The sequence below is a fragment of the Veronia nyctiphanis genome (assembly GCF_004116385.1).
Classification (GTDB): domain Bacteria; phylum Pseudomonadota; class Gammaproteobacteria; order Enterobacterales; family Vibrionaceae; genus Veronia; species Veronia nyctiphanis.
This window is the reverse complement of record NZ_PEIB01000002.1, coordinates 248,617-267,646: the sequence shown is the minus strand read 5'-3', so window position 1 is coordinate 267,646 and position 19,030 is coordinate 248,617. Positions and strand designations below refer to the sequence as shown.

Here is a 19,030-nt window from a genome sequence, read left to right as displayed (position 1 = left end):
AATTAGCTCCTATTGTCCATACTGGTCATTGCGGTATAGAAGACCCAGCACACCAGTAAGATGATCAGGAAGTAGATGATTGAAAATGCTGCCGCTGGTCCAAGGTCAAACTGTCCCACGGCCATCTTGGTCAAAGCCTGAGAGAGGAATGTGGTTGAGTTCCCCGGGCCTCCCCCTGTTAACACAAACGGCTCGGTATAGATCATGAAGCTGTCCATGAATCGCAATAACACGCCGAGCAAGAGTACGCTTTTCAGTTTGGGTAACTGGATATAGCGGAATACTGCCCAGTTGGAGGCCCGATCAATTTTTGCTGCCTGGTAGTAAACATCAGGGATGGCACGAAGACCGGAGTAACAGAGTAGGGCAACGAGTGATGTCCAATGCCACACATCCATCACCAGCACGGTCACCCACGCATCAACTGGGTTCGAGGCATAGTTGTAATCAACACCAAGGTTATTGAGAAACCAGCCCAGTAAACCGATATCTGCACGTCCAAATATCTGCCAAATGGTGCCGACCACGTTCCAAGGAATTAGAAGCGGAACGGCCAACACAATCAGTACCAAAGAAGCCTTCATACCCCGGGCTGGCATGGTGAGCGCTACAGCAATTCCCAACGGAATTTCTATCAACAGTACACAGCCCGAATAAATGAACTGACGCAGCAGAGAATCGTGGAGGCGAGGATCGTTAAGAATCTCTTTGTACCATTCGGTGCCAACGAAATAGGCCGTATTCTGATCAAAAATATCCTGAATAGAATAATTAACCACGGTCATTAATGGCACGATGGCAGAGAAGGCAACCAGCAAAAAGACCGGCAGGACCAGCCACCACGCATGATTATTTTCAGTCTTGTGCATGAGTGACTCCTTTTGCGTTGTCGGCCTGTTCTTCACCCGTCAGATATTCATCGATATAGAGCTTTAACCATTGCGACGGAAAGCTTATCCAGCAGTATTTGTCGTCCACTTTGGCTTCTTCAGCGACACGGAGTTTGAGAGTCTGATTTGCAAAGCGCACAGTAACGATTTTGTAGGTGCCGAGGTCTTCAATGTGTTGGACAGGCACTTGCCAAGCGTCGTCGCGTTTTTGTTCCCACAGGTGAACAAACTCTGGCCGAATCCCAAGTTTGATATTGTCCGAACCCGCACTCAGCACGCTCTGCCGTTGGGTTTCCGTCACAGGAATTTCGACGTCTTCAAGGAAGAGTTCTCCCTTTTCATTGGCCGTAACAGGAAACAAGTTCATTCCCGGGCTACCAATAAAGAAGCCAACAAAAGTGTGATTAGGTTGTTCGAAGAGCTCTCTGGGGGTGCCAAACTGAACAATGGTGCCGTCATACATCACCGCGATTTCTTCAGCAAACGTCGCTGCTTCAAGTTGATCATGGGTGACATAAATCATGGTGATTTTGAACTGTTCATGGATCTGACGCAGTTTCCGGCGCAGCTTCCATTTAAGGTGTGGGTCGATAACGGTTAACGGTTCATCGAACAAGATCGCTGACACATCGTCTCTGACGAGCCCACGCCCCATTGAGACTTTTTGTTTTTCATCAGCCGTCAGGTTACTTGCCCGTTTATCCAATACCGATGTCAGCTCAAGGAGCTCTGCGACTTCGGTGACGCGTGATCTGACCCGGGGCTCAGCCACGTTCATATTTCTCAGTGGAAAGGCGAGATTGTCGAACACTGTCATGGTGTCGTAGACCACCGGAAACTGGAAAACCTGCGCGATATTCCGGTCTTCAGGGGCAAGGTGACTGACTTCCTGACCGTCAAAGCGAATGTTGCCTTCTGAGGGTACAAGTAAGCCAGAGATAATATTGAGCATGGTGCTCTTGCCACAGCCGGACGGCCCAAGCAGTGCATAGGCACCGCCATTTCGCCAGGTGTGGTTCATTTTTCTTATCGCATAGTCACTGTGTGTTTTGGGTGATTCGAAATAACTGTGCGCAAGAGATTCAAGAATGATTTCAGCCATATCAATTCCCTTAAATGCGGCGCGCGGCCTGAACCAGACGGCGAGACTGATCAAACACGTATAGCTTGTGGGTGGGGACATAAATGCTAATTTTCTGATCGACGTTGTAGTCGTGCACCCCGGGTAAATGCAGCACCATGGCGATATCGCGATTGCGAACATGAAGAAAGGTTTCGCTGCCACTAATTTCTGCCAACTCTACATGCACTGACAATTCAAGATCATCGTCATTGTGTGGAACAAGACTCAAATGGTTGGGGCGAATACCGAACTGGTAAGCCCCTTCGGGCAAACCACTAAGATCAGTATTAAGCGGAAAATGCACATGCTCTGCGAACGTCACATTCTTTCTGTTCACATGGCCCTGAATCATATTGATAGGGGGTTCACCAAACAGTTCGGCGCAAGTCACAGAGGCTGGGGTATGGTAAACCTTTGCGGTTGGCCCGGACTGAATAACACTCCCCTCATGCATCAACACCACATTCCCGCCCAGCGCCAGCGCCTCATTGGGTTCAGTGGTGGCATACACCGCAATGGTATTTCTGCTTTCGAATAATTCGCGCATTTCCTGACGCAATTCTTCCCGCAGTTTATAGTCCAGGTTAACAAGCGGTTCATCAAATAAAATCAGGTCGGCATTTTTGACTACGGCTCTCGCCATTGCGGTTCTTTGTTGTTGTCCGCCGGAAAGTTCAAGAGGGAGGCGATCGAGATAAGGTTCAATGTGCAACATTTTTGCCGTTTCAAGCACGCGATCTTTAATTTCAGATTCAGTCTGTTTTTCCAAGCGCAGTGGAGAAGCAATATTTTCAAAAACCGTCAGGTTGGGGTAATTAATGAATTGCTGGTAGACCATAGACACATTGCGTTTTCGCACTGCTACGCCAGTGACGTCAACACCATTAAACAGAATTCGCCCTTCCGAGGGTTTATCCAGCCCGGCGACAAGTCTCATCAGGCTGGTTTTTCCCGCCAGCGTCCTGCCGAGAAGTACATTGAATGAACCGGAAGCCAGTTCGAGATTGATATCACTTAGCCAAGTTTCGTTGTTGCTTATTCGGGTGACCTTTTCTAACACCAAGGACATGTTCACTCCTTTATCATGAGCCAAAGGCTCGACCGAAAATCAATGTCATGCTTGGAGAGATAAAGCGAAAAATATGCCAATACTTCTTAAAATAAATAACTCACTAATTTTCATGATGTTACTGAATAAAAGCCGATTGGAAGTGGTGAGGTGTTGCAATAGTGGTGTTGACTGTTAACACTTTGTGAACAATGCTGAACGCGCAAATTTCATGCTCGAACGCTCGAAAGGGAACTCATTTATGAGCAATATTGCGCGAGAACACCAGCAAACGATCCAAGAATCATGGGATCGTTGCCGTGACTTCGGCCTATCGCCAAACAGCCACCCGGAAATAATTCGCCTCAACGATACCGATCGGCGGGATAGTCAGGACAAAGCAAAAGAGCTTCTGTCCGCAACGCAGGATCAGGTGCTGCCGTACTATGAAAATATTCTCGTTAACAGCAACAGTTTGGTGTTGCTTGCTGATCGGGAAGGAAATCTATTGACCCGCTGGGGACGCCCGGACTTTCTCGGGCAGATGGATAACCTGCTCTTTGAATCTGGCACGAGCTGGCGTGAACAATACAACGGTACGAATGCTGTCGGTACGGCATTGCAAACGGGTGATGCGGTATCGGTTGGTAAAGACGAACATTTCCTGATAGCTAACCGCTATATGATGGCATCTGCTGCGCCGATTTTTGACAGCGAGCGAGATCTGGTGGGTGTATTGAATGTCTCCAGTGATGCCTACCTACCCACTGAGCATGTTAACGGCATGGTCAGAGTGATGACACAAGCGGTCGAAAATCAGCTGATCATTTCAACCTTTAAAGACCATTGCTTCCTGTTTCTCTTTAATACCAGCAGCGACAACATAGACAGTCAGTGGTCCGGTATCTTGGCGTTTGATGAATCTGGCAAATCGTTGCTGCGAACCGACGAGCGACTTATTAATAGGTTGTGAGTTGAAAGGTCTCTCTATTGAAGACATCACGGGCATCGCAAAACTTCAGTTATCGGCGCATCCCGAAAGGGTCGTTTTGCCTTTCGTCGGTATTGCGAATTACCGTTTGTTTGCAGCACTTCGTCACCCGGTAAACAGAGGGATAAAAGTCCCATCGTCATTCAAATCAGTGACACCGTCACAAACTGAGAAGCCTAACCTTCGTAAGGTGAGCAAGCCGATTTCACATTACAGACTTGATGATTTAGACCTCGGTGATAAACAGATAAAACGCGCGATTGTTCAGGCAAGCAGTATTGTGAACAGCGATATTCCGCTACTGATTCAGGGAGAAACTGGGTCAGGAAAAGAGATATTTGCGCAGGCATTTCACCGTTCTTCTGAGCGGGCTAAATCGTCACTTGTGGCGGTTAACTGCGCAGCAATCCCTTCAGAGTTGGTTGAGTCTGAGTTATTTGGTTATGTAAGAGGCGCGTTTACCGGTGCCAACAACAAAGGAAGTTCGGGCTATATTCGCGAAGCGCACGGCGGTACGTTATTTTTAGATGAAATCGGTGATATGCCGTTACGCGTCCAAGCGAGGTTGCTCCGCGTTTTGCAGGAAAAAAGCGTGACACCTTTGGGGACAACAGAAAGTTACTCCGTCGACTTTCGCTTAGTCTGCGCAACGCACCATTCACTCAGGGAGGGGGTAAAAAACAAAACCTTCCGAGAAGACCTTTACTATCGGGTAAATGGCCTCACCGTATTTTTGCCGTCACTCAGAAACCGAAGTGATCTCACTGAACTGGTAAAACTCATCCTGATAGAGCAAAGTCAGGGCGGATCGCCAAAGGCAATAAACGAAGACGTGCTCAACCTGATGAACAGTCATCGTTGGCCGGGCAACCTTCGTCAACTTGCCAACGTGCTCAGAGTATCCTCGGCACTGGCTGAGCAAGATGAAATTCATATCAACGATTTACCTGACGACTTTTACTTTGATCTCGAAGGTATCAATGAAGTACTTGATCCTGAAATCCCTGATGGCCACTCCGCTGAACAGGACTGGCGTCAATCATTGCCTGATCTCTATCAAGCGATGGAGCAGAACATTACCAAAGTGGCTAATATCATGGGTGTGAGTAGAAACACGATTTATAAACGCCTGAAAGAGTTAGGAATAAAGTAAATACTAAATAAATCGTATCGTCTTGTAGATACCGCGCCTTTGCTTAACCATTCCAACGCTCATTGATATCTTTCCCCATTCTTTTCATGCTCTTATATTCCTCCTTATAATTGTCATCAATTAATTAAAAAATTGATGACAATTTATATCTAACATAAAGGCTTTTCACACTCTCCTAATCTGTGGTTTCTATGCAATAAATAATCAAAATATCGAATAACCGCTACACAAACTCTCTTTTTTATTTTTATCACATTGAATTTTTTTCTTATTTTCCGTTATCATCTTTACCTCAAATATTGTAAATAATTAGAAAGAGATGTTGTTGAAAATATAAATATAACTTTGTAAGTAATAATAAGGTCAAGATGTAAATGAAGCTCAGACTCATTAATCCAAATACATCGACATCCATGACAAAGAAAATGGGGCAAACGGCGCAAAGCGTTGCCTCAGAAGGAACCAAGATCCTTTATCGGAGTCCGGAAACAGGCCCTGAATCTATCGAGTCACACTTCGACGAGGCGCTGAGTGTTATTGGCGTGTTGGACGAAATAAGAAAAGGAGAGCAAGAAGGCACCGATTCGTACATCGTCGCGGGTTTTGGTGACCCGGGTGTATGCTGTGCAAGAAGCCGCGCAAGGCCCTGTCATTGGTATTGCTTGGTGATAAACGGTGAAGCTGGATATAAATATGGCATTCCGTTTATGGTTCAGGCGCGTTCAGCCTTTGGTTTTGTTGGTACAAAGTTACCGGGCATTGTCCGGGCGGTTCCTGCAATTGTCTGGTACGGATTCCAGTCATGGGTCGGGGCAAGGGCATTAAATGCGGTATCTGCCACCTTATTCGGTTACGACAACATGGTGATATACTTCATCTTATTCCAGTTTATTCAAATTGGTTTGTCCATCTTCGGGTTTCAAGGCATAAAGTGGCTTGAGAACATCGGCAGTGGCTTCATCCTGATCTCGCTTGTCTATATGTTTATCAGTATTATCAATAAATATTGCGATGAAATAACGACCAATCTTGTCAACATTGAAGGCACGTGGGGCGTTGAATTCTGGTCTGCCGCTATGCTGTTCCTTGGTATCTACAGCACCATGATGCTTAACGTCAGTGATTATTCCCGCGAGTTGAAGAAAGGAACAGAGAAAGGGCTGTTGACCACAATCTCGCCATGTCGATTCTACCTCGTACGCTTTTCATGGGCTTAATTGGCCTTATGGTTTCAGGCGCAACGGGCATTTCCGTTCCGATCATGGTTTTCTCTAGTACAGTCGATAACGCACCGCTTCTTGTGATCACTCTTTTTCTGCGTCTTGGTGAACGCCTGCTCGATAAAGGTAAGGGTAATATAAAATTTAGGGGGTATCTGAGTCATTTCCGATTACCGTCTATAAATCAGCAGTTAGCGGGATCGGCGTTTCATTAATAGGCAATAAAAAATTACAGGCAAAATATGGCTTTGACCTTAAACACATAGCAATAGCAATAGCAATAGCAATAGCAATGAGATTGAACGTGATTGAGGATTTTCACCATATCTTACTGGTTACAGATAGTGTTGATAATGGCCTGTACTACGAACGAGTAATAATTAAGCTGAAATTAATAATTAACAAATATTCAACAAGGCCATGCTTCAAATTAATAAAGCCAGCTAATTTTACGTTTTATATAGCGATTTAACTGGAATTAAGTATTCCGAGAAAGAAGAAATACCCCCGTTAAAGATCAAATGTTACATCGTCAATAGCTAAAAACTTATCTTGTTATCAAACACCTTAATAAATTGATATTACTGTATGCCATACGCTTTTTTACAAGATACAAATCGCAAACTCATTTTCGATCATTCTCTTTGTAGTAACAATATGATTTTATTTTAAATAATACTGTTACTGATTTGTAAATCATGAAGGCAATCTCTTTTCATCTCTGCATAGTTCTGCTTTTTATACCCGCGATTACTGTAGGCAGTGAAGTCTGTTCGTCACTGACCAAAAGTATTTCTGACGAACCTAAAGAGCAACAACAGCAAAGAATGATAGCAAATGAAGAAATGATCATCGCTTATCTCAAGCGTCAAGGTTGCATTACCAAAGACATGAGTGAAAAACAAATATCGAGAATGGTTAACGCTTACCTATCAACACAGACAAACCACTCGGAAAAAAAGCATAAGAAGCCTTCGTTAAACTCGCCAAAAAGTAACAGTGAATGAAATCAAAGTGGCCGGTAAGCAGACCATTTCAACACGTTTTGAAACGGTGCTAACGGCCATCTGATAAACATCGCAGTGGGTATGAGCCCCTGCAATTTTCTTACGGATAAGGAATACATCTAGGATGAGAAACCTTTCTAAATGCTTGCTAGCCGCTGTGATTAGCAGTTCACTGGTAGGTGGTGCACTTGCCCAGACACCCATCGACAGAAATTTACTCAACGAGGAACAGGTCGTTGCGTTCCTGAAACGCACGGGTGCCTTGCCACAAGATGCGACGCCAGAACAAATCAAACTGCGTTAGAGGCATACGTATCAGCACAACAGCCCGTCGATACAGGCGAATTATCGAAAAAGGCGCAGGAGAATAAATCTGCGTTGCTGAAAAAAATGGCGGGTCACGATCATCATCATCACGACGGCGATCACCATCATAGCCATGCCAGTTTCTTCTCGACATTTACCGAAGCGGCACGCACGGACCGTGTTCTGGCAATACTGATTGACTTCCCTGATCTGCCGCACGATGACAACCGTCTGACGCCAGAGCTGACCAACATGTTTTACCCAAGCTATCCCGTCAAACACTACGATGGATTATTGTTTGGTGAAGGTTACGAAGGGCCGGGTGGGGAAGACCTGCTGACGATGCGCCAGTTCTATGAGCAGGAGTCAGGCGGTTCATACAGCGTCAGCGGAAGTGTGGCTGGCTGGTACACAGCAAAACACCCAGCGGCATTTTATGGTGCTAAAACACCATCTGGTGGTAACGACGCCAATGCTCGCGAACTGGTTCGCGAAGCGTTGATGGCACTGGCGAAAGACCCTCTATTAACCTTGCTGATTTTGATAAAGAAGACCGCTACGATCTCGATGGCGACGGCAACAAATTTGAACCAGACGGCTGATAGACCATCTAATGATCTTCCATTCCTCAGTGGGTGAAGAAGCGGGTGGCGGCGCGATTGGCCTGATGCAATTTGGTCACACCGTTGGAACCTGGGTAGTGTGTTCCGTTTAGATGGCACAAGCAGCGGCCTGCCAAACTGGGACGGAAAATACGCTGCGTATGATTATACTGTTCAACCGATTGATGCTGCCGCAGGCGTCTGTGCGCACGAATACGCACACGATCTGGGTCTTCCCGATGAATATGACACCCAATACACTGGCGAAGGCGAGCCGGTTTCATACTGGTCAGTCATGTCTTCAGGTTCATGGCGGGTAAAATTCCGGGTTCAGAGCCAACGGCATTCTCATCATGGGCGAAAGAATTCCTTCACGCACAGATGGGCGGAAACTGGCTGAAATCAGAGAAATACCGACTCAACGATTTGGCGGGAAAAACCACAAAAGTCAGATTGAGTGAGACGGTGGCCAACAACGATGGTACCAACCATGTACGTATTGATTTACCTGAAAAACGTATTGCAGAACAACTGCCGTATGAAGGCGAATATCAATACTACTCCGGTAAAGGCGACGATCTTCATCATGCCATGTCAGTGAAACTTACGCTGCCGGAAGCGAGCAATATCGCGCTGACGTTTGATACCTTCTATGCGGTTGAACCTGACTACGATTTTGCGCGGGTGCTGGTAAACGGCAAAGCGATTCCCGGCAACATCACTACCATGAATGACCCACACGGAATGGGCTTAGTACCAGCAGTATCAAGCTTCTCGGTAGACCACCCGGAAAATGTGGATGGCTGGGTACCTGCTGTTTATAACCTGACAGCTTTCGCGGGCCAAGACGTTGTGCTTACTCTTGAATATATCACAGACGGTGGTTGGATAGAGCAGGGCTTCTATGCCGATAACATTGCTGTTGTTGCTGACGGTGAGGTCATACTGGCTGACGATGCAGAGTCAGAACAAAGTAAGTTTGACCTTGCGGGTTACGTGAAAAATGATGCTATGCCGAATACAACCACTACTACATGCTGCAATGGCGCAGCCATGCAGGTGTTGACCAAGGCCTTAAACACCTTAAGCGCTTTGGTAATGACTGGTCATTTGAGCCAGGCCTGATTGTTTGGTACGCCGACGAAGCGATGGATGACAACTGGGTCGGTAACCACCCGGGTGAAGGTTGGCTGGGCGTTGTTGATGCAGACCAATCTGTGATCTCATGGTCAGATAAAGGTGAAGCTGCACAAACACGCTTCCAGGTTCGCGATGCCGCGTTCAGCTTGCAAGATCAGGAGCCACTGCTTGTTCGTCAGCAAGACGGCAATGAACTCATCGATGATTCACTGGTTGCGACAGCTAGCTTCGATGACCGCGCTGACTACTCTAATCCGGGACAACCAGATGCAGGTAAATTGCTGCAATCTTACGGGCTGAAAATCGCGGTGGTTGAGCAAGCAGAAGACAATCACTACGGTGTGCTTGAAATTACCCTTGATGACGATGCGCCTGTTGCCGCATTCGGAACCGAGTCAAACGGCTACACCATTGGCTTTGTTGATGCATCATCAGACAAAGAGGGTGAAGTGACATCATGGCTATGGGATTTCGGTGACGGCGTAACATCAGATGAACAAAACCCAACTCACACCTATGCCGGCGTTGGTACCTTCTCAGTCACCTTAACGGTGACAGATCAATATGGTCAGAAAGGTACCGTGGTTCAGGATGTGGTTTCAAATATCGCACCTCAGCCTGAGTTAACGGTTCACCACTTTGGTCATTGGGTACTGTTTACCTCATTCTCATCAGACTCTGACGGCAGTGTTGTTGACTACGCATGGAGCTTTGGTGACGGAGAGCAAAACAGTGGCGCTGCGTGGGCGAGCTGGCACCAGTATGCTGAAAGCGGTGAGTACGATGTAACACTGACCATTACAGATAACCATGGCGGTCAGTCAACAGTAACACAGACCATCAATGTAAAAGGCTTATGGGATTAAACACCTGCCCTCAAAGCAATAAAATATCGCCCCGTGAAAACGGGGCTTTTTTATTCCGCTATAAACTCTATGCGCCCAGCAATAAATGAGGTTAAAGACGGCCATACTGTTTAAAAAAGTAACACTTTCACCACGCGTCACAATTTACTGTATATATAAACAGTAAATGTTCCTATACCTTCAAAACCCCACTACTATTCGCTCTCCGTCATTTGAAACATAAAGGAAAACTAGGTGCGCTCATCACTCAGAGAAAAAGTCGTCAAGGTTTGTCAGAATAAAATCGAAAAGAAAGGCGAGGGTGTAGGTGTTTCGTTTTATGCCTTCTTCGCTAACAAAAACGATGACCCAGATTTGTTAATGGAAGCCGCAACATGGTGGATTCAAACTCACAAGCTCGATCACTTCGAAAAAGCGGTAAAGATCATTCAAATCATTGAGAGTGAAAGACACTGATAAATATATTGCCAGTCGTTATCGGGTATCAGCGACTGGCAACCAGAATCAGTCTAAAGAGACAATACTTGCTATTTCACCCTCTTCAACAACGAATAATTTATCTGTAATGGGCGGGTTACCAAAGCTGTCGTCTTGCCAATTTGTCAGGTGAACATAAATAAACTTATTAAGCACGTCTTCTGATGCCTCTGCTGATACCGCAAGAAATACACTCCGGCGAGGAATTGATACATACAGTGACTGTGAACCAATGAGTTTATGAATGGCATTCATGTGTTTTTTCGAAAGTATCATCTCACTGCTGAATGATTCTGCATTCGCGCTTACCCCTTGATTATCAAGAGATGGCAAGAGTCGAACATCGAAAGTCAATGCATCAAGGTTGTCAAAAGCATTCTCAACGGTTTTTCCTAAATTCAGTTTTTCTTTTTCTCTCATCATTAAAAATACAAAGCTGTCCGGAGTTTCCATCCCGAAAGCCGTTACAAGCATTGGGTTTTCAGGTGTACCTATCAAGGTTTGCCTCACTGCTCCGTGCTTTACACCAACCCAGTCTCCCGGCTTAATAATCGGTAGGTAAGCATTTTCACTTTGGTTTGCTTCAATTGTTTTCTTCAATGCTTCAGGGAGAGGTTTGGGCGTATTTCCGCAATAACAGAACTGCTAACTGCCATTAATAAGAGTAAGAAGTATTTTTTCACGATGTTTTCCTTGATGACGTCACGGATAAGCAGTGACTGCTGCTTTGCAATATCGGAGAGAGTAAAGCCATGTCGATACAAATTGCTGAACAATTCTTCGCGAATCATAATTACCCGACACAAAGACATCAAAATCAGAGTGAATCTTTGAGGAATCCCTTCAAATTAATTAAATGACACAAGGTGAATATAATCCGCTGACTACCTACGATAAGTACAACTTTTGCGACAAGAAATAGTCGAGTATCTATTCTAAATTGTACTAAGGCAAATAAACAAAACGGTGGGCGGTATGAAACACGTTGTATCGATGAATGAAGCAGAAAATGTATTTGGGGGGATGTCGCTTGCTCAAAAGGGCGATGTCATGTTGCAGGCAACAGCGACAATGGGAAAAATAATCAGTAGTTTGAACCCATTTGATGCAATTAGGGTAATCCCTTTGACTATCCAGTTACTGGGAAAAATTGCAGCGGCTCTGCTCAAGTAATTTGGCATCACGCTTCAAATATACCAACGAAAGGTGGCCAATTAGGCCACCTTTCGTTTTTCTGACGCCACCCATTCCTCAAAGGCATCCAGCACCTGCTCCGGTGCCTTTGACCAAGTAAAATGGTCAACGGGCTTGCTCTTCCACGAGTAAGACAGTTCCTTTTGTACAACAGAGCAATGGATCAGTTTTTCTGCCAATCTGTCTGCACTGCGTTTCGGCACCCAATGATCGCCCGCGAATGAAATCATCATTACAGGCAGCGCCAGCTCTTTGAGCAAAACATTGTAATCCTTATCTGAGTTAACCACCTTGTACCTGCCGGTTAGCCCTTCATAGGACCAGTCAGCCATCAGGTTCTTCGGCTGTTTGCCACCAAACCCCACTCGGTGACCGGGGAAATAACCCATACATTGGTTAACCACACGTATTGCTTTAATTTCAAGTTGCCTGCGGGTTACCGCTATGGAGGATTTCAAAGTTCTGAAATGGTTGCTGCCTGCTGCCAATAACATCACGCCTTCAAGATTTGGTAAATAATCACTGGCATACATCAGAGCAAACTGACCACCCAAACTGTGTCCGCAAAGCCAAACGGGCAAATCGGGATATTGTTGCGTAATGAATGGAATAATGGTCGCCATATCAACATCAAGCACTTCCCGGTAGCCAAAGTTGTCGTTTATAACATCGTTGACTGAGCTGTAGCGCATGCCGCGAGATTCAAAACGCGCAATGATATAGCCACGCTCAGACCATTGCTTGACCAGACCGCGATAGTAGTCAACAGAAACACCGAGCGCGGAGACTAAAATCACCACACCTTGTGGTTGAACCGGGGGATGACTCCAGTGAACCTCTGTGTGGTGGCCGTCTGGCAATGTGACCTTTTGTACTTCCATGTGTACGCAATTCTCCATATCTCTATCGAAACCCGCCGGAGTAGGGGGCGTAATACGTGTTATGCACACCTATTCTTAGCGACCCAATCGTTATCTGACAACAAAGATTATCTGATTCTTGGAGTTTTCACTATAAATCGAATAAATATTCTAATTTAGGTGACAGATCGTCATCGTGGTACCTCTAGAAGTTATGTTGTGGCGGGAATCTCGCTGATGCGATGGCTAATACCAAATAGGGGTCAGTATTCGTTGGATGAAAAACAAGCTCAAAGGGCTTAAAATGAATTTCCGACGAATAAGCGCCGACCACTGAAAAGGCGCCAGGTGTGAGCCTCTTATTGCAAAGAGGTATTGAGTCATGAACTCATTCAAGAAACAGTTTAAATTCTGGTAGAAAGTCAAAAATACTAACAGTATTGCCTCATCAAAGTTACTACTCGAGTAGAATCTCACTCGTTCTAAAAAGTAGAACCAAGGAATACAAGATGAAAAATGTTTTCCCTTTAACATTATCAATACTAGTAACAGCATGCGCGAGTGAAAATAGTACTACAGAAAAAGACAATTATACCTTGTACAAAGAAAAGTCTAACAAGGTGATTGAAAAATAACTAGTCAATATGCTGATAATGTTTTAACTCCTGAAAATCTTAACGATGAATACAATATAGCCATAGTTTGTGAAAATTAGATTACTTAGTGACTGGGGGAAATGTACCATATTCAGTTTTATTAAAGCCCTATTACTACAACAAAGTCACTAATATCAATAATGGTATTGTATATTTTGAGAGCGTTGATTACGATAATATCGATAATCCAGTTTCATACAAAATAGAAGAAAAATAGAGTATAAAAAAAGAGCTGACTACCCATATGATATTGTGTCACGCTACCGTGAGTGTCAGTTTTTTTAGGGAAATGTGTATATAAGAGTATAATTGGCTCAACGAGAGAGGTTTATAATACCTTTGAAAGTGGTGTATGGACAAGGACCGCTAAAGGGCTAGGGCTTGTTAAAATGACCATAAAAGAAATATATAGAAAAGATGGTCTTCGACTTTATTACTCCAGAGACACTACAGACTTTAATGGGAAAAAACAATTTATAGAGATTGAATATGTAACTACTAATTAGTTATTAAAAAATTATAATAGAAAAGTCGCCGTAGGCGACTTTAATCTCACATAAAAATTTAATTTATACCCTCATAGATTAATAGAAGAACGCGAAACAAATTTAAAATAATCAATAAAATTGATAAAACGTCTAGGCAGGGTAATGACCTGACGCAGTTATAACATCATCACTAATCGGTTCGCCTTGAGTATTTGGTTCTTCATAAATGTATTTATAGAACCTAATATTATCCCATAAAAATCTACTTCTAAGCGCTCAGTCAACGAATATTTACTATTTCCACTGCTAAATTTTCACTCAGATCTAAATTTTTTGCTTTATTCCTATACATGCTTAGTTTTCTTGTTTAAGTGTAACTCAATCTATCGTTGCTTTTTGATCAAGCATTTAACCTATATTTACGGCTCATTTACCCACCGTAATACAGTCAAGGATTTTTCTTGTGTCTGATTCCCATTTCGCCACTGTGCTTCTACTCTGTGCGCTATCGGCGACAGGGGAAGGAGAAAAAGGCCTAAACCGCATTAGTAATGGCTGGGTTACTTATTTACCAATCGGAGTTCTCGGTCGTATATCAGCCAAATTGGTGGTGATTACTGTCCACCTTGTGTTTGATCGTGTCAGCCGTTGTTGGGCTGGGCGGATATGCCGGCAAACGCAGTTTAATCACCTCAAATCGAGATTTATTGGCGTAGAACTAAAAAGATTGTCGATTTCACATTCGTTTCACGCGCTCATTGCCATTCTATCGACAACCTAAGGAGGGAACTGAAATGAAACGATTATTTGGACTCGTGAAAACAAGCTTATTCTTCATCACCTTATTGTTTGCTGGCGCAGTTGCAGCGAAACCCAGCGGCAAGGTATTGATGGTGTTATCAGGTCACGGCGAACAACAAGGAGAGGTGCGCCCGGGCTATGAATTTAGCGAACTGTCAAAAGCCTATTTGGTGTTTAAACAAAACGGCATGACCATCGATATTGCAAGCCCAAAAGGCGGCGAGGTCGAAGCTGATAAATATAATCCAAAAGAAGTTTACAATGCGGCACTGCTTGCCGACAAAACGGCAATGGCAAAATTAACCAATACGCTGAAATTGGCGGATGTTGCTGCTGATGAATACCAAGCGGTGTTCGTAGTCGGCGGCAAAGGTGCCATGTTCGACCTACCAAAAGACACAGCACTGCAGGCGCTGATTGCCGACGTTTATGAAAACGAGGGCACTGTTGCGGCTGTTTGTCATGGCCCAGCGGCATTGGTGAATGTAACCTTATCCGATGGCGGCTATTTAGTGACAAACCGTCGCGTAAATGGTTTCACCAATACGGAAGAGCAGTTTTTTGGCAAGAAATGGTTGCCAGAATTTGAATTTATGTTGCAAGACAAACTCATTGAGCGCGGCGGAAAATTTCAGTCTAGTGAAATGATGCTGAGCCATGTTGCGGTAGACGGTCGTTTAATCACTGGCCAAAATCCGGCATCAACGGTGGATGTTGCGAGTGCAGTTGTGAAATCACTAGGCCAAACGCCAACGTCGATGCCGCACTATAACGGTGACGAAACCTTGAAGTTGGTCGCCAAATACTTACAAGGTCAGGCGACGGCGCTTGCGGAAATCAAACAGTCTCCAAACAAGTACAATGTGCCATTGGTCAGCATGTATGGTTTATATTATTTACAAGTCGCGAGTGAGAACCAAGAGTTAGAGAATGCCCTTGGTTTGATGCAATTCGCTCAGAAAGAGATAAATAATCCACAACTCGACATTCAAATTGCGAAAGTGCAAATGAAGCTTGGACAAAATAAAGCGGCGGTAAGCACATTAAATCAATTGTTGGCATCGACACCGGATTTTCAACCAGCACTGGATATGTTGAAAACCATCGCATTATAGTCAAAGCGTGGTCAAGGAACTTAGGTAGGGAGTTTTATGGGACAGCAGAAAATAAAGCCCGAAGTACGGGCTTTATTTTTTTATACATCACAAAATGTGCCAAATGTTAAATTATGAACCCCCAGTGCGCATTATCTATCTTATGTTAAATACGATTAGCGTTAGATTGAAATCTTCACTTATTTGCCTCCATAGGCCTCACCCCTTTTCAAATCCAGTGGCATCTCTCGTGGTGAGTAAGATCCAGTGCGCATTTAACGCTATTTACCATAAAATAGATAATTCGCCATTTTTTACCCATGGGTGTGTAAAAATGATTAATTATCTTATTACGATGACTCCGCCTGATCGCCAGTGATGATCTCAGGCGAAGCTGCTTTTTTGTGAGGAAATCCGTTTTAGTTTCTTCCAAACATTTTCTGAAGGTAATCATTCAGGAAGATGCCCTTGGGGTCGAGCCGATGACGAATGTTCACAAAACGTTGCCAGCCAGGATACCGCTGTTCGAAATCTTTTCTCTGTAAGGTATGTATTTTTCCGTAATGAGGCCTGCCATCATACTTTTTAAAGATTGCTTCAATCGCATCAAAGTATTCCTGATATGCCATGCCTTTATACATATGAACTGCAATATAGGCGGAATCACGTCCGTTAGCCGGGCTTATCGTAATGTCGTCGGCCTTTACCCAGCGGCACTCGATGGGAAAATGCACCTGAAACTGATGTTCGTTGATGCAGGTTTCAATCTCTTTAATGACGGTGATGAAATGTTCTGCAGGAATGTTGTATTCCATTTCGTAGAATTTCACTAACCGTTTGGTGGCAAATATTCTGTGGCTGTGATTGATAAAGGTGCCTTTTGATACTGCCAAGGCGCAAATCATACTCACGGTTTTTGCATGGCGCGGAAAACGACGGGCAAAAACGGCTTAACAGGCCGAAAATGGCGTTCTCCAGCACTACGTCGTTCATTTTCTTTGCTAGACCGACGTTTTTCAGCGGTTCATCGGTCTTGTTGACGCATTTTATCTGGGTGATTTTGGTGTAGGGAAACCAGTAAAACTCGAAGTTTCTGTGCTTTTTGATATGGTCATCTAAATTCCCCAGTAACGTATCCAGTTCTACTTTATCGGTTTGTAGCTTGAGTTTGTAAGCAGGGATAACTTTTAACCTAATGCGTGTGATGATGCCCATTGCACCAAGCGAAATTTGTGCTGCTTTGAACACCTCGGAATTATTTTGCTCTGAGCATTCGATCACTTTGCCCTGCCCGGTTACCAATGTCAGCGCGTCTATCTGGTTTGCGAGTGTTTTGAACTCAGCACCTGTGCCATGTGTCCCTGTGCTGAGTGCGCCGGCGAGAGACTGAACATCGATATCGCCGAGGTTTTCCATTGCCAATCCATGTTCAAATAAGAGCTCACCGAGCGCGCGGAGTTTGGTGCCAGCCCTCACGGTGACTGTTCCGTTTTCTTTATCAACGGCTTCAAGGCCTTGGTAGTCATCAAGAGAAATCAATATCTGGCTGGTTTCTATCAGTTGCGTCCAACTATGGCCTGAACCAATGATTCGAATGGAACGATGTTGTTGATTTGCCTGCTCGACAAGCCGAACGATTTCTTCATGTGACGTTGGTTTTTGTATTTCTTCTGGTGTGAAACGTAGGGTTTCTCCCCAATTACTGACTGTGACTGACATAAAATTCCTCTACGTTATTTACAGCATGGCTATTTACCCATCGATATGCGTGGCATTCAGTTATAAAAAGCATTGCCCTTCGCCGCGATATGTCGATGTGATTCCAGCTAATTTATCGTCTTTGATGAGATGAACGTGGTTGAAGCGTTCACAGAGTTCTCCGGCTTTGCTGTGACGGAAAAATATCGGAGCGCCGAATTCCAGCGCTTCTGCTCCTGTGTAAGTAATGGGTGTTTGCACTTCACCGGTTCCCTCGCTTTGACTGAGGCTTAGGCCGTGAGGTAAATAAGGCTTTGGCTGTTTGTCGGTACCTGTTTGGCCTGAAGCGATGTAGCCTCCCCCCAGACAGGTATAAATATTTTGTGTTGGCTGGCGAACCACCTCGATGGCAAACCCCGCGGCGGGTTGATGTTTAAATGCCAGATAATCGTCAAACAGTGCTGAGGAATAAAAACCGGAGCCGACAGTCACCTCCGTAACAACGGCTTCTTTGATGGTGCTTTCAAGGCTACCCGTACCACCGCCGTTGACAAGTTCGAGTTCTGCGCCCTGCTCTTCCAACGTTTTTATGATATTGGCTCTGCGCTCTGCTACATCTTTCACTGATCGCGCTTTTAATTTGCGTATCAGCCAATTGCGCGCACCCTGCCCCGGCACGTTGTCGGCAAGACCTGCGATTTGCGCTTCATAGCCCATGACACCCACAAGACGAACAGATGTTGAAGCTTTGGTCGCATAATAAATAGGCAATGCAGACTCAGGCGTGGTGACTCCGGAGCGTCTTACACCGAAGTGAAGAAACGGAAACCGTGTTGACATATCGACATCAAGACACACGGGGAACGTCACATTTAATTCCTGGCCTATTGCATCGATAAGCGCCACGTGTTCAGGGCTGTCAATCATCAAAATCAACCTCTTACCGCGCTTTATCTCCATGCCCATCGCCCGAATTTTCTGTGGGTGACAAATCGGATAACCCATCAAAATGTCGTCAAAACCTTGCTGACTGAGATACACAGCCTCATCAGGATGGAAACTCATGATTCCCTGAAATTGGCTGTCTGAATCAAGAAGTCGTTTGATCAGCGACGGGCAGCGAACAGATTTGGATGCGATTCTGATCTTCTTATCGCCAGCCCTGCCTTTCAGTGCATTTGCGTTGGCATCAAATAAATCCAGATCGACATAGGCAAAAGGTTTTTCGGTGTCTTTGAACAAGCTCCGATAGAAGGCGTAGTCCCTTGCGACTTTTTTCATCAATGATACGTCCTGTTCTGCAGAATGCATTTAGGGTTAATTATGAATGGAGATATTAGGGAAGATGCTCTAATTGCACTGCTTGCAGATTCACAAAACATACAGAAAACAGTTTTTGAGCCTTTATGAATATGA

At 44.7% G+C, this 19,030-nt stretch carries 21 protein-coding genes and 2 pseudogenes; 14 read left to right on the top strand and 9 right to left on the bottom strand.

From position 1 onward, the window contains the following. Nucleotides 1-2: 2 nt before the first annotated feature. The 3 genes from CS022_RS03080 to CS022_RS03070 are packed head-to-tail and all read right to left on the bottom strand — an operon-like array spanning nucleotide 3 to nucleotide 3,082. Nucleotides 3-869 (bottom strand): carbohydrate ABC transporter permease, encoded by an 867-nt coding sequence (locus CS022_RS03080; protein WP_129121044.1) that lies wholly within the window; start codon nucleotides 867-869, stop codon nucleotides 3-5. Continuing rightward, a complete protein-coding gene (locus tag CS022_RS03075; protein WP_129121043.1) occupies nucleotides 856-1,992 on the bottom strand; it encodes an ABC transporter ATP-binding protein in 1,137 nt (378 codons plus the stop codon). Before CS022_RS03075 ends, CS022_RS03080 begins: the two co-directional genes overlap by 14 nt. A gap of 10 nt (nucleotides 1,993-2,002) precedes the next feature. Further along, nucleotides 2,003-3,082 carry an ABC transporter ATP-binding protein gene (locus tag CS022_RS03070; RefSeq protein WP_129121042.1) on the bottom strand — a complete coding sequence of 360 codons (1,080 nt, stop codon included), beginning with the start codon at nucleotides 3,080-3,082 and terminating at the stop codon, nucleotides 2,003-2,005. A 241-nt stretch (nucleotides 3,083-3,323) separates the two neighbouring features. Between CS022_RS03070 and CS022_RS25810 the strand changes: the two genes are divergently transcribed. From CS022_RS25810 to CS022_RS03045, 11 genes and pseudogenes are all read left to right on the top strand, one after another. Continuing rightward, nucleotides 3,324-4,034: a sigma-54-dependent transcriptional regulator family protein gene (locus CS022_RS25810; protein ID WP_235869214.1), complete on the top strand. Its 711-nt coding sequence runs from the start codon at nucleotides 3,324-3,326 to the stop codon at nucleotides 4,032-4,034. A 1-nt stretch (nucleotide 4,035) separates the two neighbouring features. Then, complete coding sequence (locus tag CS022_RS25805; protein WP_235869213.1) at nucleotides 4,036-5,205, top strand: sigma-54-dependent Fis family transcriptional regulator; 1,170 nt, start codon at nucleotides 4,036-4,038, stop codon at nucleotides 5,203-5,205. A 374-nt stretch (nucleotides 5,206-5,579) separates the two neighbouring features. Next, the gene (locus CS022_RS03060) at nucleotides 5,580-6,422 is read left to right on the top strand and encodes a cytosine permease (protein WP_201746195.1); all 843 of its coding nucleotides are present in this window, start codon (nucleotides 5,580-5,582) and stop codon (nucleotides 6,420-6,422) included. Between the two features lie 701 nt (nucleotides 6,423-7,123). Then, the gene (locus CS022_RS03055) at nucleotides 7,124-7,432 is read left to right on the top strand and encodes a hypothetical protein (RefSeq protein ID WP_129121041.1); all 309 of its coding nucleotides are present in this window, start codon (nucleotides 7,124-7,126) and stop codon (nucleotides 7,430-7,432) included. A 124-nt stretch (nucleotides 7,433-7,556) separates the two neighbouring features. Continuing rightward, a complete protein-coding gene (locus tag CS022_RS27960) occupies nucleotides 7,557-7,736 on the top strand; it encodes a hypothetical protein (protein WP_408057201.1) in 180 nt (59 codons plus the stop codon). A gap of 74 nt (nucleotides 7,737-7,810) precedes the next feature. Beyond that, nucleotides 7,811-8,377, top strand: a complete 567-nt coding sequence (locus tag CS022_RS27955; protein WP_456243283.1) for an immune inhibitor A domain-containing protein — start codon at nucleotides 7,811-7,813, stop codon at nucleotides 8,375-8,377. Further along, on the top strand, nucleotides 8,352-8,453 hold the full coding sequence (locus tag CS022_RS28395; protein WP_456243282.1) for a hypothetical protein: 102 nt from the start codon (nucleotides 8,352-8,354) through the stop codon (nucleotides 8,451-8,453). The genes CS022_RS27955 and CS022_RS28395 overlap by 26 nt, the downstream gene beginning before the upstream one ends. Further along, nucleotides 8,441-8,679: pseudogene (locus tag CS022_RS27950) on the top strand (immune inhibitor A domain-containing protein); the annotation flags it as partial. The gene CS022_RS28395 and the pseudogene CS022_RS27950, both read left to right, overlap by 13 nt. Nucleotides 8,680-8,721: 42 nt before the next feature. Next, entirely contained in the window at nucleotides 8,722-9,465 is a 744-nt protein-coding gene (locus CS022_RS27945; RefSeq protein WP_408057205.1) for a M6 family metallopeptidase, read from the top strand. After that, entirely contained in the window at nucleotides 9,375-10,346 is a 972-nt protein-coding gene (locus CS022_RS27940; protein WP_408057200.1) for a PKD domain-containing protein, read from the top strand. Before CS022_RS27945 ends, CS022_RS27940 begins: the two co-directional genes overlap by 91 nt. Nucleotides 10,347-10,580: 234 nt before the next feature. Beyond that, on the top strand, nucleotides 10,581-10,802 hold the full coding sequence (locus CS022_RS03045; RefSeq protein ID WP_129121040.1) for a DUF6500 family protein: 222 nt from the start codon (nucleotides 10,581-10,583) through the stop codon (nucleotides 10,800-10,802). Between the two features lie 48 nt (nucleotides 10,803-10,850). Here CS022_RS03045 and CS022_RS03040 read toward each other — a convergent pair whose 3' ends face one another. Further along, on the bottom strand, nucleotides 10,851-11,423 hold the full coding sequence (locus CS022_RS03040) for a hypothetical protein (RefSeq protein WP_129121039.1): 573 nt from the start codon (nucleotides 11,421-11,423) through the stop codon (nucleotides 10,851-10,853). Beyond that, on the bottom strand, nucleotides 11,420-11,614 hold the full coding sequence (locus tag CS022_RS03035; protein WP_129121038.1) for a hypothetical protein: 195 nt from the start codon (nucleotides 11,612-11,614) through the stop codon (nucleotides 11,420-11,422). The genes CS022_RS03040 and CS022_RS03035 overlap by 4 nt, the downstream gene beginning before the upstream one ends. Before the next feature lie 184 nt (nucleotides 11,615-11,798). On the opposite strand from CS022_RS03035, the gene CS022_RS03030 reads away from it, so the two are divergent. Then, complete coding sequence (locus CS022_RS03030; RefSeq protein WP_129121037.1) at nucleotides 11,799-11,996, top strand: hypothetical protein; 198 nt, start codon at nucleotides 11,799-11,801, stop codon at nucleotides 11,994-11,996. Between the two features lie 41 nt (nucleotides 11,997-12,037). Here the strand turns inward: CS022_RS03030 and CS022_RS03025 are convergent, their stop codons facing one another. Beyond that, nucleotides 12,038-12,898, bottom strand: coding sequence for an alpha/beta fold hydrolase (locus CS022_RS03025; protein WP_161569542.1), 861 nt, complete (start codon nucleotides 12,896-12,898; stop codon nucleotides 12,038-12,040). A gap of 1,586 nt (nucleotides 12,899-14,484) precedes the next feature. Here CS022_RS03025 and CS022_RS03020 point away from each other — a divergent pair. Next, nucleotides 14,485-14,802 (top strand): hypothetical protein, encoded by a 318-nt coding sequence (locus tag CS022_RS03020; RefSeq protein WP_129121035.1) that lies wholly within the window; start codon nucleotides 14,485-14,487, stop codon nucleotides 14,800-14,802. 13 nt (nucleotides 14,803-14,815) lie between these two features. Then, on the top strand, nucleotides 14,816-15,937 hold the full coding sequence (locus tag CS022_RS03015) for a type 1 glutamine amidotransferase domain-containing protein (protein ID WP_129121034.1): 1,122 nt from the start codon (nucleotides 14,816-14,818) through the stop codon (nucleotides 15,935-15,937). A gap of 398 nt (nucleotides 15,938-16,335) precedes the next feature. On the opposite strand, the gene CS022_RS27130 is transcribed toward CS022_RS03015, so the two are convergent. From CS022_RS27130 to CS022_RS03005, 3 genes and pseudogenes are all read right to left on the bottom strand, one after another. Beyond that, nucleotides 16,336-16,821 (bottom strand): D-arabinono-1,4-lactone oxidase, encoded by a 486-nt coding sequence (locus CS022_RS27130; RefSeq protein WP_268967859.1) that lies wholly within the window; start codon nucleotides 16,819-16,821, stop codon nucleotides 16,336-16,338. Between the two features lie 49 nt (nucleotides 16,822-16,870). Continuing rightward, nucleotides 16,871-17,635 (bottom strand): annotated as a pseudogene (locus CS022_RS27125) (FAD-binding protein); the annotation flags it as partial. 60 nt (nucleotides 17,636-17,695) lie between these two features. Next, on the bottom strand, nucleotides 17,696-18,895 hold the full coding sequence (locus CS022_RS03005) for an amino acid deaminase/aldolase (RefSeq protein WP_201746193.1): 1,200 nt from the start codon (nucleotides 18,893-18,895) through the stop codon (nucleotides 17,696-17,698). Between the last annotated feature and the right edge of the window lie 135 nt (nucleotides 18,896-19,030).

Coding starts and splice junctions, on each gene's coding strand:
- CS022_RS03080 (WP_129121044.1), bottom strand. CDS start 869: ATGCACAAGACTGAAAATAATCATGCGTGGTGGCTGGTCCTGCCGGTC.
- CS022_RS28395 (WP_456243282.1), top strand. CDS start 8,352: ATGATCTTCCATTCCTCAGTGGGTGAAGAAGCGGGTGGCGGCGCGATT.
- CS022_RS03025 (WP_161569542.1), bottom strand. CDS start 12,898: ATGGAAGTACAAAAGGTCACATTGCCAGACGGCCACCACACAGAGGTT.
- CS022_RS25810 (WP_235869214.1), top strand. CDS start 3,324: ATGAGCAATATTGCGCGAGAACACCAGCAAACGATCCAAGAATCATGG.
- CS022_RS27945 (WP_408057205.1), top strand. CDS start 8,722: ATGGGCGGAAACTGGCTGAAATCAGAGAAATACCGACTCAACGATTTG.
- CS022_RS03070 (WP_129121042.1), bottom strand. CDS start 3,082: ATGTCCTTGGTGTTAGAAAAGGTCACCCGAATAAGCAACAACGAAACT.
- CS022_RS03015 (WP_129121034.1), top strand. CDS start 14,816: ATGAAACGATTATTTGGACTCGTGAAAACAAGCTTATTCTTCATCACC.
- CS022_RS27130 (WP_268967859.1), bottom strand. CDS start 16,821: ATGATTTGCGCCTTGGCAGTATCAAAAGGCACCTTTATCAATCACAGC.
- CS022_RS03030 (WP_129121037.1), top strand. CDS start 11,799: ATGAAACACGTTGTATCGATGAATGAAGCAGAAAATGTATTTGGGGGG.
- CS022_RS03055 (WP_129121041.1), top strand. CDS start 7,124: ATGAAGGCAATCTCTTTTCATCTCTGCATAGTTCTGCTTTTTATACCC.
- CS022_RS27940 (WP_408057200.1), top strand. CDS start 9,375: ATGCTGCAATGGCGCAGCCATGCAGGTGTTGACCAAGGCCTTAAACAC.
- CS022_RS03075 (WP_129121043.1), bottom strand. CDS start 1,992: ATGGCTGAAATCATTCTTGAATCTCTTGCGCACAGTTATTTCGAATCA.
- CS022_RS03005 (WP_201746193.1), bottom strand. CDS start 18,895: ATGAAAAAAGTCGCAAGGGACTACGCCTTCTATCGGAGCTTGTTCAAA.
- CS022_RS27960 (WP_408057201.1), top strand. CDS start 7,557: ATGAGAAACCTTTCTAAATGCTTGCTAGCCGCTGTGATTAGCAGTTCA.
- CS022_RS03035 (WP_129121038.1), bottom strand. CDS start 11,614: ATGATTCGCGAAGAATTGTTCAGCAATTTGTATCGACATGGCTTTACT.
- CS022_RS03060 (WP_201746195.1), top strand. CDS start 5,580: ATGAAGCTCAGACTCATTAATCCAAATACATCGACATCCATGACAAAG.